Source organism: Chryseobacterium ginsenosidimutans (genome assembly GCF_024807225.1).
GTDB lineage: Bacteria > Bacteroidota > Bacteroidia > Flavobacteriales > Weeksellaceae > Chryseobacterium > Chryseobacterium ginsenosidimutans.
Genome location: NZ_JANUCO010000001.1, coordinates 2893036 through 2910365 on the forward strand (window position 1 = coordinate 2893036; position 17330 = coordinate 2910365).

Below are 17330 nucleotides of genomic sequence, written 5' to 3' on the forward strand. Positions count from 1 at the left end.
TAAAACCGTTTACGGCATTAACACCGTATCAATCACATGAATTACTCCGTTTGACTGATTTACATCAGCAATCGTAACTTTTGCATTATTTCCTTTTGCGTCTTTTATGTAAAGATCTTTTCCTTTAGTCCAGAAAGTAAGTTCTTCACCTTCTACTGTTTTCATCATTGCTTTTCCGTTTCCTGCTTTTACAGCTGCCCAGATTTGTTTAGCGTTATATTTTCCTGCAAGAACGTGATAGGTTAAAATTTTAGTCAACATCGCTTTGTTCTCAGGTTTTACTAAGCTTTCAACAGTTCCTTTAGGAAGTTTTGCGAAGGCTTCATCTGTAGGAGCCAATACGGTGAAAGGTCCTGCTCCCTGTAAAGTTTCTACCAATCCTGCTGCTTTTACAGCGGCTACCAAAGTTTTGTGATCCTTAGAATTTACTGCATTCTCTATAATATTTTTAGATGGGTACATTGCTGCACCGCCCACCATTACTGTTTTTTCTTTCGTCATCTGTGCAGCTACGTTTCCACTGAAAGCGAATGATAGAGCCACCATTCCTAAAACTGCGATTTTTGATGTTGTGTTCATTTTTTTTGATTTTTAAGTTAAATATGTATTTGAATTGTGTTCTGAACTCATTTACGAGACTGGTTTTGATTTAGATTTAAAATTTTTAAATTTAATTTTAAACAACTGTAAATCAGTATATTATTTTTCATTAAACAGTGAAAAGCCGGTTTTAAGATTAGCAAATAGTTAGTATTTAAGCATTTCTGTTGAGGAATATTAATCAGCTTCATACTATTATTTAATATCTAAAAATCGATTCGGGTATTGTTTGTTATAATTTTATTTCATTACATTTGGAGAGAAAAATAATTCATTATTAAAACAAAGTATTCGGAAGAGCAATTAATCGTTTTACTACAACAAAAAAACGAAGCAGGTTTTCATCATTTGTATGATCACTATTCCGGTGCATTATATGGAGTAGTCCTGCGAATTGTTCAGTCTAAAGAATATACTGAAGAAATTATTCAGGATGTTTTCGTCAAAATCTGGAATTCTATACACCAGTACGACTCATCAAAAGGGAGATTTTATACTTGGATGATCAATATTGCAAGAAATACAGCGATAGATTATTTAAAATCAAAGGGTTTCCAAAACCAATTAAAAAACCAATCGCTTCCCGATTTCGTATATAATTCTGCAGAGCTTTCAACAACCAATAGTTCATCCGATTATATCGGATTTAATAAGGTTCTTGAAAATCTGGAGATTGACAAACAGGAACTTATCGACCTCGCGTATTATCAAGGATATACTCAAAACGAAATATCCGAAAAGTTGAAAATACCCCTTGGAACGGTAAAAACCAAGATGCGAAATGCACTGATGAAATTAAAAGATTTGCTAAAAGATTATCAATAAAAATTAAATTGAACACTAAAGAATACATATCATCCGGAATTATAGAATCTTATATTCTAGGTCTTGCTTCACCTGAGGAGCAAGGGATTTTGGAGTGTGTGATGAAAAACAACGCTGAAGTAAAGACCGCTTTTGAAGAAGCACAAAAAACTTTAGAAGATCTGGCTACAGCTCAGGCTGTGACACCTCCAAGCGATTTAAAATCAAAAATTTGGAGTAAGATTCAACAGGAACAGACTGTTGAAGAAATAAAACCTGTCGTTTCTACGGATATACCGGCAGCAAGACCTCAGGAGGAAATCAGACTTCAGGGAAACAGCAACTGGAAAGTGTATGCTATGGCAGCTTCGGTCTTATTTTTAGTAAGCGTTGCCGGAAATCTTTTCTGGATGAACGATCAATCTAAAACAAAAGAAGAGATTGCAAAAATGCAGACCGAGAAAAAATCTCAGGATCTCGCAATGCAGAAGATGAATCAGAAAATGCAGATGTTTTCTAATCCCGACATGCAAATGGTCGTGCTGAAAGGTGTTGAAAAACATACCGATTCTAAAGCAATGGTCTTCTGGGACAAGAAAACAAAAGAAGTCTACCTTAACGGAGAAAATCTTCCTAAAGCACCGGAAGGAATGCAATACCAACTTTGGGCAATTGCAGACGGAAAACCGGTAAGCGCAGGAATGTACACTGAAGAAAAAGACAGTAAAATAGCTCTTGCGAACATACCAAATGCTCAGGCTTTTGCCATCACTCTTGAAAAAAAGGGTGGAAGCCCGACTCCTACAATGGAAAACATGTATGTAATGGGAGCGATTTAAAGTAAATTTCAACTTATAAAATATAAAGATCAGCTATAATGGCTGGTCTTTTTTCATTGAGAAAAGAAATGAATTCCATAGAAAGATTAAACCATTAAGCAATGGTAAAATTTCCTACCTTTAATTTTATAAATAATCATTCTTCAATCATAAAATAATTCTATGGAAAAAAGAAAAATTAAAAATACCGACTTATCAATTGCACCCATTAATTTTGGAGGAAACGTCTTCGGATGGACGCTGGATGAAAAGCAATCTTTTGATATTTTGGATAAATTTGCAGAAGGAGGCTTCAATTTTATAGACACTGCCGATACGTATTCTTGGTGGGTGAACGGAAAAGGCGGTCAATCCGAGGAAATCATAGGAAAATGGATGAAGAGCCGTGGCAACAGAAAAGATCTGGTAATCACTACAAAAGTAGGTTCTGAAACGAAAGAACACGGTTATGATATCAGTAAAAAACATATTTTAAAATCGGTTGACGAATCTCTTCAAAGACTTCAGACCGATCATATCGATTTATATTATACTCATTTTGACGACAACAAAACATCTGTTGAAGAAACTTTGTCTGCTTACGATGAAATTGTAAAAGCCGGAAAAGTACGCTATATTGCAGCTTCCAACTTATCTCCTGAAAGATTGAAAGAATCTTTTGAAATTGCTGAGAAAAATAATTTCCCGAAATATGTGGCACTTCAGCCTCATTATAATTTACTGGAAAGAGAAGGTTTTGAGAAAAACTATGCTCCTTTAGTTGAAGAATTTGGTCTGAGTGTATTTCCGTACTGGTCGTTGGCTGCAGGATTTTTGACCGGAAAATATCGTGATGAAGCAGATTTATCGAAAAGTCAAAGGGGAGAAGGTGCGAGAAAATATTTAAATCCGAAAGGACTGGAAGTTTTAAAAGTATTAGATCAGATCAGTGAGAAATACGATTCAAAACCAGCAACGGTCGCATTGGCTTGGTTGTTGGCAAATCCGCTGATTACCGCTCCGATTGTGAGTGCAACAAGCGAATCTCAACTTGAAACATTATTTGCAGCTCCGAAATTACAGTTAAGCAGCGAAGATGTCGAACTGCTGAATACAGCAAGCAATTAATTAAGGCTAATTTTTTTTCTTATATAAAAAGCCGTTCAATAGTATGTTGAACGGCTTTTTTATTTTTTTTAATTTAAAATTTTATTCAGAATATTCTTTCAATAACTGTCTGTAACTCATTAAAATAGTAGATTTTGAAATAAACCCTAAGAATTTATTATTCGTATCAACAACAGGTAAATTCCAAACTCCGGTATCATCGAAAATCTGCAGAATTTCTAAGGGTTGATTCTCAGGATGAATGATTGCGGGAGGAGCTTTCATCATCTGAACAATCGTAGCAGAAACTTCATCAGTAGCAAATAAATACGGTCGAATATCATCCAATGTTAAAATTCCTCTCAACATTTTATGATCGTCAAGAACTGCGAAAATATTTTTGTCTCCGTTCTTCACCAGTTCAAACAGTTCTGAAATCGGCGCATTTTCTTTCACCGACTGAGAATATTTGTCAATGAAATTTTCTGTTTTTAAGGAAGATAATAAGTTTTTATCATGTTTATTGGTGAAAATTTTGCCCTGATCTGCTAAAAATTTTAATTCCGGAGAAATAGGAGAGAACCATTTTCCAATTAAATAAGAAATAATAGAGGCAATCATTAACGGAATAAAAAGATCATACCCAAAACTGGATTCTGCGATCAGGAAAATAGCCGTTAACGGAGCATACATTACGCCACTCATCGCACCTGCCATTCCTACCAATACCAAATTGGTAACAGGAACTTCCGTAAAGCCAATCTGCTGACAAACAATTGCAAATAAATAGCCCACCGTTCCGCCGGCAAAAAGAGAAGGTGCAAAATTCCCTCCATTTCCGCCACTGAAAATCGTGAAAGATGTTGCGAAAGCTTTTAACAACAAAACAAAAATTAAGAATATAATAACCGTAATCTCTTTTATTTCAAAATATCTGAAAAAACTGTGTTCGATAATGCTGTGCGTATTTCCGTTGGTGAAAGCTTTTACCGTATCATATCCTTCTCCAAACAAAGGCGGAAAAAGAACGCAAAGCACCGACAGAACGACTCCGCCAAACATTGCTTTTCGTAAACGCGACATTTTTAACTCTTTAATAAAATGCTCAACTTTTTGGGAAACTACTACAAAATATCTCGCATATAAACCTGTTACAATTCCTAAAATCAAATAATAAGGGACATTTTTATAATTAAATGCTTCTCTCGTATAAAATCTGAAAAGTACATCTTCCTGAAGTAAAATTCTCGATAATAAACTTCCACAAACCGCTGCCACAACCAAAGGAATAAAATCTGTAAAAACAACACCTGTCAGTAAAATTTCAAAAGCAAACATAATTCCCGCAATCGGAGCGTTGAAAGCGGATGCGATTCCTGCTGTTGCTCCTGCAGCCAATAAAAGCGTTCGTTCTTTATAGCTTAACCGATAAGTCTGGGCAAAATTAGAACCAATGGCAGCACCTGTAACGGCAATCGGACTTTCCAGTCCTGCAGAACCACCAAGACCTACAGTCACCGCACTCTGAACGATTTGGGAATACATTTTAACAGAGGAAACGATACTGGAATTTTGGGCAATTTCGTATAAAATCGCACTGATTCCTTTTCTGTCCTGTCCTTTAAATATCGTCAAAACAATACTCGTCGTCAACACAATTCCTAAAAAAGGGAAGATAATGTAGAATAAAATCTGATATTCAAAATGAACTTCTGTCGTAATAAAATGATGGATGCTGTGAACAAGAGTTTTCAATACTACTCCCGCAAAACCCGCGGAACAGCCTACAATAATACCGGAAAGTAAGAGAAACTGGCTTCGGCTAAGCCTGTTGTTAAGCCAATGAAGAATAAGTTCGTAACTGCGTGCTTTTTCCAGTCCATACTTTTGAAAGTCTCTTTTAAACTTCAGAAAGCTAAGAAACTTTTTTTTGTTGTGAATTTTCACTTTTTTGGAGATTTTATTCCATAACCGAATTGTTATAGTTTCGTAAATTTATGAAATATATCATGAAAAGTAAAATCGTTATTGTTTATAAAGCCTATAATCTTATGTATTTTGACTACAAAATATGTCTATTTCCCTAGCTATGACAGCAATTAAAAAATAATTGTGATATAAATTTTTATTCCTTAATTTAAATAATTTTGAAAGAAATTACCCTAATTAATGCTCACTCGTATCCTTTTTCGGTCTCAAAATCAATCTGATGGAAGGATTATTAGTAATAAATAATCTCAACCAAGTAAAAGCTAAACGAACTTTACTTCTGAACCCAACCAAAGGAATAATATGGATAAAAAGCCACGTCAGCCAAGCCAAAAATCCTTTAAATGAAAACTTCGGAAGATCCACCACTGCATTGAATTTCGAAATAATTGCCATACTTCCTTTATCATTATATTTAAAAGGATTCAAAACTTTTTCTTCTTCAATTCTTTTAAAATTTTCACCTAAATTATTCGCATGCTGAATCGCAACCTGCGCCAATTGCGGATGCCCTTTCGGATATTTTTCTTCGGTAAGCTGTAACGCAATATCTCCCAAAGCATAAATATTTTTCGTCCCCTCAACTTTATTATAAGAATCTACCAACAATCTTCTGCCTTTTCCCACACTTTCTTCAGGAATTCCGGGAACTTCACGACCGATTACTCCGGAAGTCCAGATCAGTGTTTCGGTCTCAATAGTTTTTCCATCTGCCAAAATAACTTTTCCATCAACATAATCTTTTACGGCAACATTTAAAATAATCTTTACGCCCAATTTTTTAAGCTTATTATAAGCCGCTTCCTGAGCCAGTTTACTCATTGGAGAAAGCAGAGTGGGTAATGCGTCGATTAAGTAAATATTTGAAAGACTGAGCTTAATTTCTCGATATTCTTTTTCGGCAATATACGTTCCCATTTCAGCGATCATTCCGGCAAGTTCCACTCCGGTTGGTCCACCTCCTGCAATGACGATATTCTGTAATTTTTGGGCTTCTTTTATGTCTTTATTTCGAGCGGCTTCTTCGAGATTCAACAACATATAATTCCTTAAATAAAGCGCTTCTTCAATAGTTTTCATGGGAAGCGAACATCGCTGAACATTTTCCATTCCGAAAAAATTAGACTCTGTTCCCAATGCCAAAACCAAATAATCATATTGAAGATTTCCCGTATCTGTTTCAAGAGAATTGCTTTCAGGATTAACTTTTACTAAACTTCCCATATGGAAATTCACATTTTTATAATTCGAAAACAGTCTTCTAAAGGGATAACTGATATTTGAAGCCTCAATAAAAGACGTGGCAACCTGATAAATAAGCGGCGGAAAAAAGTGGTAATTATTCTTATCAACCAGCGTGATCCGAAATCTTTTGTCGTTTACCAAAGACTTTACCAGATTGATTCCGGCAAAACCTCCACCTACGATGACGATGTGCTTTTTCATATTTCATTGATATTGAAGTGGTCATAAAACTGATTCAAGAATAAAGCCAAAAGAAGAAAAGTGATGTTAAATTATAGGTCGGAAATAATTTAAAATTAAGAATTTGTTTAAACTTTTAATATAAATTCTCTGCACGATGTTTGTATTCGGAATAAACTTGATTGAATACAATTCAGACCTCTCAAATTGGGAAGCTGAAATTATTATTTCAATTTAAAACTTAAGGTTAAAAAAAACTTAAATAAAAATTAAAGTCGTAAACATCGATTATCATTGATATTTCTTTAAAAAATCAATCTAAGAAACATTAAAACAACATATCCAATTAAATCTTTTTAATTTTTTTTTAAGGAAATGTTAAATATTTTGTCATGTAATGTTATCTGTATGTTAACGCACTTCAAATGCACTTCGAAATAATTTTGCCATACAATTTTGAAGTATAAAAAAATGAAAAAAATAATCTGTGCTATTGCATTATTATCTTTCAGTCTTGCCTTCTCGCAGGAAACCAGCTCTAAAATTTTCGGAAGATTAAGAGGAACAAATTCCGAAATGACCATTAAAGTAATTCACGTCCCGACAAACAGCAGTTTTGAAACGAAAAGTAACAAAAACGGACAATTCAGTTTAGACAATTTACAACCAGGCGGACCTTACACTATTGAAGTAATGGATGGTTCTAATGTGGTATATTCTAACACGAATGTACAGCTATCACTGGGAAATAACGATCTTCCTACGGTAGAAGTCGGCAACAAAGAAAAGGTAATTGATGAAGTAAAACTGACTTCCAAAAGAACAACCGCTGCAAAATTCGGGGTGGGAATCAGTCAGGCGCAGATTTCTGGACTTCCGAACATCAACAGAGGAATTCAGGATGTTACAAAACTAGTTCCTCAAAGCGCCAACAATTCTTTTAACGGAACAAATTTCAGATATAATAACGTTACGATCGACGGTTCTATTAACAATGATGCGATTGGATTTAGCCCATCTTTAGGCGGACAAACGGGAACTTCAGGAATGCCGGGAAGCAGTACGCGTTCGAATTCCATTAGTTTGGATGCCATTCAGGACGTGCAGGTTTATATCGCTCCTTATGACGTAAAATTAGGAAATTTCTTAGGCGGAAGTATCAATGCCGTAACAAGAAGCGGAAGTAATAATACAGAAGGGTCTTTGTATATGTACGGAAGAAATGCTTCTATCACAGGAAATAACAGAATTGGTGACAACTCGAAAATGCCAAGTTCTTTTGAAGATTTTATCTACGGTGGAAGAGTGGGATTACCTATCATAAAAGATAAACTGTTCTTATTCAGCAACATTGAATATACAAAAAGAACGGATCCTGTTTTCTACAACGCCGGAGATCAGGGCGCTTTGGTAAGCCATGACGTTGCTCAGCAAATTTCTGATTTTGTAAGAAATAAATATGGCTTCAATGTCGGAAGCTTCGATCAGTACAATAATTTCTCGGAAAGTGGTAAACTTTTCAATAAATTAGACTGGAAAATTAATGATAAAAATACGTTATCCATTAAAAACAATACAGTTTTTTCACAAGCTTCAAACCTGGAAAGAGACGGTGCAAACTTCCGTTTTTCCGTTATGGATTTTGTTCAGAAAAATACTTCTTCTACAACAACATTAGAATTGAAAAGCCGTTTTAATGATAAATGGAATAATAATGTCATTTTAGGATATTCATCCATCCACGATTACAGAGATCCGACTTCTCAAAATGCGATGTTCCCGCAGGTTGAAATTGCTTACAACGGAGGAACAATTTTGCTAGGAAACGACAGGGAAGCAACTGTTTTCAACATGAAACAGAAAACCTTTGAAATTACAGATAACTTAACGTACAAAGCCGGTCACCACACGTTTTTACTGGGAACTCACAATGAATTATATAACATCGATTATGGTTTCGTAAACGCTCTTAACGGAAGAATTTCTTATAAAAGCTTAAATGATTTTTATAACGCAAATCCGGCAAGAATCCGTGGAAACTTATCCTTTCAATGGGGAAAGCAGAGAAGATATTTTTAATAATCCTTATGCTCAGTATAAAGTTAATTTGTTATCTGCCTATTTCCAGGACGAGATCAATTGGGGAAGATTGAGACTGACTCCGGGAGTGAGAGTAGACTATACCGATTTACCAAACAAACCGCTTTTAAGTCCGGCTGTGAACAATTCTCCGGCAGATCCGAACTATGGAAATACCTATACTTACACGCCTTTAAGCCAATTAACAAACAATTATCTTAATAAACCTACTATTTCTCCAAGATTAGGATTCAATTTAGATCTTACGCAGGATAGATCGCTTGTCATGAGAGGAGGATCGGGGATTTTTGTGGGAAGGATTCCTTTTGCATGGTTGGGTTATGCATATTATAATGATGGAGTTGGTTTCGGAAGTTACGATTACAATGCTCCGACGGCGGCTCAATTGGCAGCAAACGGAGATCCTTTAACAAGTGGAAATTTCCCGAAATGGCAGAATTCTTCAAAGGTTCAGGTAGATTTAATTGATAATAATTTCAAAATGCCGAGAGTCTGGAGAAGTTCATTAGCTTTCGATTATACGGTTTCAGGATATAAATTGACATTAGAAGGAATTTATACGAAAGTTTTGTATGATTTAGAATTTCAACAGGTTAATAAAACGGATAATGTGACGTATTTCAGTTATGATGCCAACCACGAAATGCCGATCTACACGACAAATATCAACAGTAACTTCTCGAATGCTTACATGCTTTCCAACACAAAACAGGGATACAGATATAATTTGACGGCACAACTTCAGAAGTCATATAATTTTGGATTAAATTTCTTCGTTGCCTACACTTACGGAGACGCAAAAGATATCACAAACGGTATCAGAAACTCAATGGAAAGTAACTGGCAAATGAACCAGTCTTTAACACCGAATAATCCTCAGTTAACGACTTCCAACTTTGCGATTAAAAACAGAGTCGTTGCGAATGTAGGATATTCTTTACCACTTTCTCAGTCTAACAGATTGTCTGCGAATGTTTATTTTAATGCACAATCCGGAAATCCTTTCTCTTGGGGATTTGTGAACAGTACGATTGCTAATACAGGACAGGCTGCAGGTTTGGCGTATATCTTTAAAGATGCTGCAGAAGCTACAAAATACATTGCTCCGATAAAAGACGGTTCAGGAAATATTCTGGTAAGTACGGCTCAACAGGTTGCAGATTATGAAAAATTTGTCAACAGTAATGAATATTTAAGCAGCAGAAGAGGGAAATTTACCGAAAGAAACGGAGATTTTACTCCTTGGAATATTCAGGCGGATTTCAGAATTATGGATGAAATAAGATTAAGTCAAAAATCAAAAAATACCCTTCAGATTTCATTAAGCATCATCAATTTGACTAATTTATTAAACAAAGAGTGGGGAAAAGTGTATTTCGTACCGAATACCTTCAACTCTACGGCAAGTGTAGGTTTAACAAAAGTCGGAAATGTTGCAGCAGGACAGCCTTCTGCAGGAGATCCTACTTACAATTTTACAACTCCGGGATTGCCTTATACGATCGATCAATTTGCATCAAGATTCCAGGCACAGCTGGGAATTCGATATAATTTTTAATTAATATTTACAATAGATTTATTAGATTCTTTCAAGGTGAGGTCCGGATATTCTTTCCGGACTTCTTTTTTCGTTAATTATATAACTATGCACTTAGTTATATTTATTATATTTGCTGACTTTTAAAACAGATAAAAATTTAAAAATAAATAATTAAGATGAAAAAGTTAATTACAACATTTTCTTTAGTTGCAGGGCTTTTCCTTGCTTCAAACCTAGTAAATGCACAGCAGAAAATAGGTCACGTAAATTCTGACGACGTTTTCAACAACCTTCCGGAAGCGAAAACTGCAGAAGCATCTTTGGATACTTTTACAAAAACTAAGCAAACTGAAATTGAAAAGTTGATCACCACTTACCAGACTAAGTTAAAAGCTGCTCAGGATAAGGAAAAAACAATCAGTGAGGCTAATAAAGAAGCTGTAGTTAAAGAATTGACGGCTGCACAAACAGAATTACAGACTTTAGGGAAAGACATCGAAGCTGCAAGAACAAAAGCTGCACAAGATGTTTCTAAAAAACAATCTGAATTATTCATGCCTATTCAGCAAAAAGTAGCAGCTATGATTTCTACTGTAGCAAAAGAAAAAGGATTGGCTTATGTGTTTGACGTATCTACTTCACAGGGAAACAACAACATCGCTTATATGGATGGTGGAGAAGATATTACCCCAACTGTAAAGTCTAAATTGGGAGCTACAACACCAAAAAAATAACCCAATACCAACATAAAATAGAAAGTCCGGAATCATTTTCCGGACTTTTTTGCGTTTTGGTTAAGAATGGTTTAAGAACTTTTATTTTTACCGCAAAAGGGACAAAAGATTAACCCATTAGATATTTTAAGTTCATTATTACACTGCAAATAAGAACACATTAGTTTTTAAAAATTTTTGATTTTTATTCTTTTTATCAACTTTTGTTTTCTAAATAAATGAAATTTAAACATGTTTGTATATTATTTACGCAAAACCCGAAAGCGTCTTTAGCTGAGTGAAACGCCCTTGCGAACGAAAATATTTTAAGTTGAATTAAAAAAAATCTTTGCGATTATTGCGTTTAAAACACATGAGATTTTCTAATCCCGAATTAAACAAATTAAAACACACCACGTAATTCTGTGCTAAAATTTCGCTAAAATGAGCTAAACTTTAAAGGGCTTATCGAAATACATTTGTCATATCAAAATCAAACAAAAATTTAAAAATAACATTATGGCAAAAACAGTTTTTATTACAGGTGCATCAAGAGGTTTCGGAAAATTATGGGCAGAAGCTTTCTTAAAAAGAGGCGATAAAGTAGCTGCTTCCGCAAGAAATATTTCAGCGTTGGATGATCTTGTAGAAAAATATGGTGACAATATTCTTCCGGTTCAGTTGGATGTAACCAAAAAAGATGATGTAAAAAATGCAGTTGAAACAATAAAAAATCATTTCGGAAGCATTGATGTTCTTATCAATAACGCGGGTTACGGGCTTTTCGGAACCGTTGAAGAAACTACAGAAGAACAGGCAAGAGCTCAGATGGAAACCAATTTCTTCGGATTATTATGGGTAACACAAGCGGTACTTCCGGTGATGAGAGCTCAAAAAAGCGGACATATCATTCAGGTTTCAAGCTTCTTGGGAATTACTACACTTCCGATGTTAGGTTTATATAACGCATCAAAATTCGCAGTTGAAGGTTTAAGTGAAACCATTGCAACAGAAGTGGCACATTTAGGAATAAAATTCACATTGATAGAACCTAACGGATTCTCAACGGAATGGGCAGGAAGTTCTGCAGTACAGACCACATCCGATATCGCAGATTATAATCCTGTGCGTGAAGGTTTTGCGGAAGGAACAAACAGTTCTGATATTTGGGGAGATCCAAACGCAACGGTAGAACCGATTTTACAAGTTGTAGACAGCGAAAACCCACCATTAAGATTATTATTCGGAAAAGTTGCTTATCACTCAATTAATGACGTTTACACCAACCGATTGAAAGAAATCGAAGAATGGAAAGACGTAAGCATCGCGGCTCACGGTCATTAATCTTTACTATAGATTTTAATCATAACATTTTGAGCGTAAAGTAAATTTTATCCGCTAATTTTGAAACTTCAAACAAAAAATTCTCATGAAACATTATAAAACCATTACCGAGCTTCATGCAGGAAATCTTTGGGATGCCCCTCAGAATCCACTTTTCGGGATGGTCGGTTGTCTTTCTACCTGTACTTTGGGAAATCAGAAATTCACAACGAACAGTTATATTATCGCCTTTAAAAAGATAAGATCCGGGATTTTCATGTACGGAAAAACACCTTACGATCATGATAACGGCTGTATGTTTTTCACAAAACCAAGACAAGTGATTGAAATGAAGGATCTTGAGTTTGAAGAAAACGGTTTTATGCTCATGATTGATCCTGATTATCTGAATGGTCATGAATTATTCAAATCCATCGATCAGCACGGATTTTTTGATTATGAAGTGACAGAAGCGATTCATCTTTCGCCAAAAGAAGAGCAGATTATTAGAGAACTTCACGACAAAATTGAGAACGAATATTTCAATAATCCTGATGAATACAGCCGTGAGATTATTTTGAGCCACGTTTCATCCATTTTACAATATTCTCAGCGTTTTTATAAAAGACAATTTATTGATCGCGCTCAGATATCGGGAAAAACGACCTCAAAATTCAATGACCTCTTAAAAAAATATACCCAAGAAGGTAATTTAGAAAAAATAGGACTTCCTAATGTAGGTTATATTGCAGAACAACTGGCAATTTCACCTCGTTACTTAAGTGATTTATTGAAGCAGGAATCCGGAAAAACAGCCATCGAACTTATTCATATCTTTTTAATTTCCGAAGCTAAAAATTTATTGAGAATCGGAGAAAAAGGAATAACTGAAATCGCCTACGAACTGGGATTCGAAAACTCTTCCTATTTCACACGTCTTTTTAAAAAACAAACCGGAATGAAACCTTTAGAATTCAGAAAAACGAGTTTGAATTAAATCTAATTTTTATTATTGAATCTCCTGTAAGAAAGTGCAGGAGATTTTTTTTGATGTTCCCACAGATTTCACAGATCATTATCGAAAGAAAAAAATGAGCAAAATCAGCGAGAGTTTAAAGTAATAAAACTTAACCGCAAAAGAAGCAAAAGATATTATTGATTGGTTACCATTTTCAAAATATATAAACAAAAAAAGCTGGAAATTAAGAATGTATGTTTTCCCATTTCCAGCTCTCTATCTTCAGTTTTTTACATTGATCTAATCTAAGGGTTTTCGACCTGATATAAGATTATAAAGTACCACAATGATTGCAATTACAAGCAATACGTGAACTAAATATCCCGTACTCATTCCCGGTACGATACCCAACATTCCTAAAAGCCATACTACAATACAAATGACTGCGACTAACCATAATATACTTCTCATGACTAAATATTTTTAAGTGATTTGATTTATTATATACACATACTGTGCCTTTTTATATATTATCTCCTAAAAATAGATACCACAAATTCAATTATGTTTAAAATTTTATAGTTTAAAGGCTTAAAATTAAAGAATTCCGAAATGAGTTAAAGCCAGTTCAATTCCATGATTATCAACTTCTTCGGTTACAAAATCTGCAATTTCTTTTAAGTTATCATTGGCATTTCCCATTGCTACACCGATTTTTGTAAATTTTAACATCGTAATATCATTTCCACCGTCACCAAAAGACATCGTTTCCGAAACATCAATTCCGAAATGGTTACAGAAATTTTCAACACCGTTTTGCTTGCTTATTCCTCCGGGATTCACGTCTGCGAAAAGAGGAGTCCATCTTGAAGAAGTAGAATTGGGCATTACATTTTCCATAAAAGATTTCTCTTTGTCCGGACCGAGAAAAATATTCGCCTGAAGCACATTTTCAATATCAACATTTTCCCTGTCAAGAACCGGTGGAACAGGAAGATTCACGTGAGAATACATTCCGACAACTTCTGGAGTTGCATCGTTGATCTCAACTTTATCTTCGTACATTAATGAAAAACTTAAAGGAAAATCCTGAGAATAATTAACCAATTTCTGAATATCTGCAGAATCAATGGCTTGTTTAAACATCAATTTTCCGTCTGCTGTCACGCAATAACCTCCGTTGAAGGTAATAAATCCGTCGAAAGTTATATGTTTAATATGATCGAGAGAATTAATGGAACGACCTGTTGCCACAATCACTTTGATTCCTTTTTCACGAAGTTTTTTAATAGCTTCTATTGTAGATTCGGGGATTTTATTGGTTTTAAAACTAATTAATGTGCCATCAACATCGAAAAATACGGCTTTAATTTTTGTGGGAATTTCAGTATTTAAAGTATTCATCATTAGAAATCGTTTTGAATAATATTAAATTATATAACAAAACTACAACAATAATATTTCCGATTAATTGTTTAACCTTTTATTTAATTATTAAATTTGATTTAATTCTTCAACGCTCCTATGAAACCAAAAAACATTATCCATCAAGAATTTGAACCGCCGGAAGAAACTGCGCGATTCCATTAAATGTTTTTGGTACAACAAATCGGATTTTGGAGAATCAGAAACCGATTTTGAAGTCATTCCCGACGGTTATGCGGAAATTATTTTCCATTTCGGAAACGGTTGCAGCATCTCTCATCATGGAGTTTTGCAGCAATTACCTTCGCCTTTTATTGTGGGTTTACTCAATCAGCCAGTTCATTTTTACACGAAACAAAACTTCGAAATTATTGCTGTAAGGTGTTTTCCGTGGACGGTTTTCGATTTACTCGGATTATCATCCAATAAAAACAGCGTACATACTTTTGAACATCCTATTGCAGAACTTCAACCTTTATTAAATAATTACATTAAAAATAATAACATAAAAGACGCAATTGATTTAGTAAAACAGTATTTTCTGAATATCCATAGTGAAATTTCAACCGACAGTTTATTATTTAAAGCAGGAACCGCCATGAGAAAAGCCAATGGAAGTATTCCCGTCCATCAGGTTGCAGATGCTGCTCATTCAACAGTTCGAACGTTGGAACGAAAGTTCAAGCAATCTTCCGGTCATACCGTAAAAGATGTTTCCGGTCTGATGCGTTTTGAGCAGGTTCGAAATACATTATGGCTTCATCCGGATTCCAATATTGCTGAATTGGCGATTGATTCAGGCTATACAGATCAGGCTCATTTAAGCAAAGAATTTAAAAAATACAGCGGAACAACGCCTGCAAAATTTGCTAAAAAAGCAAAAACGGAACAAATTGTCAACATTGATTTTGTCGCATTTCTACAATCCTAAATCAATTGTATTTCAGAATTTTGTGGTCAAATTAATACATTAAAATGCACAACAATTTACTGAAAGATAAAAAAGTAGCCATCATCGGAGCCGGACCGGTTGGTCTTACAATGGCAAGATTACTACAACAAAACGGAGTAGAAGTCACTGTTCATGAAAGAGATAAAGATTCCGACGCCAGAATTTGGGGCGGCACTCTTGATCTTCATAAAGTTTCCGGACAGAAAGCTTTAAAAGAAGCCGGACTGCTGGAGAAATATTATGAAATGGCTATTCCGATGGGGGTAAATTTTGCGGATGAAAAAGGTAATATATTAGCTACCGTAGAAATAACTTCTGAAAATCAATTTGACAATCCTGAAATCAACCGTAATGATTTAAGAAAAATTTTGCTTGAAAGTTTAAAAAATGACACTGTAATTTGGGACAGGAAATTAACGAATCTTGAAGAAAACAACGGAAAATGGCTGTTGGAATTTGAAAACAATCCCAATGAAACTGCTGATTTTGTGATCGTTGCCAATGGTGGAATGTCGAAAGTAAGAAATTACGTTACCAATACCAAGATTGAAGATACCGGAACATTTATTCTTCAGGGAGATGTTCCGCAACCGGAAATGAATTGTCCTGAATTTTATCACTTGTGTGACGGAAAAAGACTGATGAATTCTCATAATGGCAATTTATTGGTCGCAAATCCTTATAATAATGGAGCTTTAACCTATGGTCTAATTTTCAAAACTCCTGAAGAATGGAGTCATGGATCTGAACTCAATTTCCAAAATACAGAAGAAGTTATTGATTTTCTATCTCAGAAACTCTCAGATTGGGATGATGTTTATCAAAAACTATTTCAGGCAACAACATTTTTTGCAGGATTGCCGACAAGAAAGCTTCCGATAGACAAACCTTGGGAATCCGATCGCCCTTTACCGATCACATTAATCGGTGACGCAGCGCATCTCATGCCGCCGTTTGCCGGACAAGGCGTGAATATAGGATTGGTGGATGCTTTACATCTATCAGACAATTTATTGAACGGGCAATTTGCGACCATCGAAGAAGCTATTTTGGATTACGAAGAAAAAATGTTTGTCTATGCAAAAGAAGCGCAATCCGAATCCAGTGAAAACGAAATAGAAATGCACCATCCGGATTTTTCTTTTCTGAAATTTATGAACCATTAAAAAGTTATCATATATATAAGATAATTATCCGGGAAAATTTACCGAAAGATTGATGTTTACTCAATATTTTTTGCCCTTAAAACTTCTCCAAAGGGGGAGTTTTTTTTCATCTTTTTTTCCAAATCTCCCTTCAGCTCGCGTTTTTCTGAATAATTTTCATCTTAGATTTTTTAAAAAAGCCATTTATCTTTATTAAAATAACAAGTATATGAACGATTTGATACAAAATATTGATCGATAATGTACAAGAAAATTAATATTAAAAAACCGCTTCAGATCGCATCATCTGTTTTATAACTTTAAGAAAATCATTGAGATAAATTATAAAACGAAATACTCAACGATTGGCATTTATATTAATGAAATATTAAATAATAAAAATATTTAATTATTTTTTTTGAAAAGGATTT

The 17330-nt window shown here is 34.7% G+C and carries 13 protein-coding genes and 1 pseudogene; 9 read left to right on the forward strand and 5 right to left on the reverse strand.

Annotated elements, in window-relative coordinates; translation table 11 throughout:
* Positions 1-9: 9 nt before the first annotated feature.
* Positions 10-579: a fasciclin domain-containing protein gene (locus J3D55_RS13635; protein WP_259131913.1), complete on the reverse strand. Its 570-nt coding sequence runs from the start codon at positions 577-579 to the stop codon at positions 10-12.
* 369 nt (positions 580-948) lie between these two features.
* Here J3D55_RS13635 and J3D55_RS13640 point away from each other — a divergent pair, with 369 nt between their 5' ends.
* The 3 genes from J3D55_RS13640 (at position 949) to J3D55_RS13650 (ending at position 3350) form a co-directional block, all read left to right on the forward strand.
* The gene (locus J3D55_RS13640; RefSeq protein WP_259131914.1) at positions 949-1425 is read left to right on the forward strand and encodes an RNA polymerase sigma factor; all 477 of its coding nucleotides are present in this window, start codon (positions 949-951) and stop codon (positions 1423-1425) included.
* 8 nt (positions 1426-1433) lie between these two features.
* Entirely contained in the window at positions 1434-2243 is an 810-nt protein-coding gene (locus tag J3D55_RS13645) for an anti-sigma factor (protein ID WP_259131916.1), read from the forward strand.
* A 162-nt stretch (positions 2244-2405) separates the two neighbouring features.
* Positions 2406-3350 (forward strand): aldo/keto reductase, encoded by a 945-nt coding sequence (locus J3D55_RS13650; RefSeq protein WP_259131918.1) that lies wholly within the window; start codon positions 2406-2408, stop codon positions 3348-3350.
* Between the two features lie 81 nt (positions 3351-3431).
* On the opposite strand, the gene J3D55_RS13655 is transcribed toward J3D55_RS13650, so the two are convergent.
* Positions 3432-5276, reverse strand: a complete 1845-nt coding sequence (locus tag J3D55_RS13655) for a chloride channel protein (protein ID WP_259131920.1) — start codon at positions 5274-5276, stop codon at positions 3432-3434.
* Positions 5277-5495: 219 nt separating this feature from the next.
* A complete protein-coding gene (locus J3D55_RS13660) occupies positions 5496-6764 on the reverse strand; it encodes an NAD(P)/FAD-dependent oxidoreductase (protein WP_259131922.1) in 1269 nt (422 codons plus the stop codon).
* Positions 6765-7214: 450 nt separating this feature from the next.
* On the opposite strand from J3D55_RS13660, the pseudogene J3D55_RS22710 reads away from it, so the two are divergent.
* From J3D55_RS22710 to J3D55_RS13685, 4 genes and pseudogenes are all read left to right on the forward strand, one after another.
* Positions 7215-10401 (forward strand): annotated as a pseudogene (locus tag J3D55_RS22710) (TonB-dependent receptor).
* A gap of 158 nt (positions 10402-10559) precedes the next feature.
* On the forward strand, positions 10560-11117 hold the full coding sequence (locus tag J3D55_RS13675) for an OmpH/Skp family outer membrane protein (RefSeq protein WP_259131926.1): 558 nt from the start codon (positions 10560-10562) through the stop codon (positions 11115-11117).
* A gap of 498 nt (positions 11118-11615) precedes the next feature.
* Positions 11616-12440 (forward strand): oxidoreductase, encoded by an 825-nt coding sequence (locus tag J3D55_RS13680; protein ID WP_259131928.1) that lies wholly within the window; start codon positions 11616-11618, stop codon positions 12438-12440.
* Positions 12441-12525: 85 nt separating this feature from the next.
* The gene (locus J3D55_RS13685; RefSeq protein ID WP_259131930.1) at positions 12526-13416 is read left to right on the forward strand and encodes a helix-turn-helix domain-containing protein; all 891 of its coding nucleotides are present in this window, start codon (positions 12526-12528) and stop codon (positions 13414-13416) included.
* Positions 13417-13677: 261 nt separating this feature from the next.
* On the opposite strand, the gene J3D55_RS13690 is transcribed toward J3D55_RS13685, so the two are convergent.
* Together J3D55_RS13690 and J3D55_RS13695 are read right to left on the reverse strand one after the other, a co-directional pair.
* A complete protein-coding gene (locus J3D55_RS13690) occupies positions 13678-13848 on the reverse strand; it encodes a lmo0937 family membrane protein (protein ID WP_156062621.1) in 171 nt (56 codons plus the stop codon).
* Between the two features lie 126 nt (positions 13849-13974).
* Positions 13975-14784 carry a Cof-type HAD-IIB family hydrolase gene (locus tag J3D55_RS13695; RefSeq protein ID WP_259131935.1) on the reverse strand — a complete coding sequence of 270 codons (810 nt, stop codon included), beginning with the start codon at positions 14782-14784 and terminating at the stop codon, positions 13975-13977.
* A gap of 148 nt (positions 14785-14932) precedes the next feature.
* On the opposite strand from J3D55_RS13695, the gene J3D55_RS13700 reads away from it, so the two are divergent.
* A complete protein-coding gene (locus J3D55_RS13700) occupies positions 14933-15733 on the forward strand; it encodes a helix-turn-helix domain-containing protein (protein WP_259131937.1) in 801 nt (266 codons plus the stop codon).
* Between the two features lie 44 nt (positions 15734-15777).
* The gene (locus tag J3D55_RS13705; protein ID WP_259131939.1) at positions 15778-16920 is read left to right on the forward strand and encodes an FAD-dependent oxidoreductase; all 1143 of its coding nucleotides are present in this window, start codon (positions 15778-15780) and stop codon (positions 16918-16920) included.
* Positions 16921-17330 lie beyond the last annotated feature (410 nt).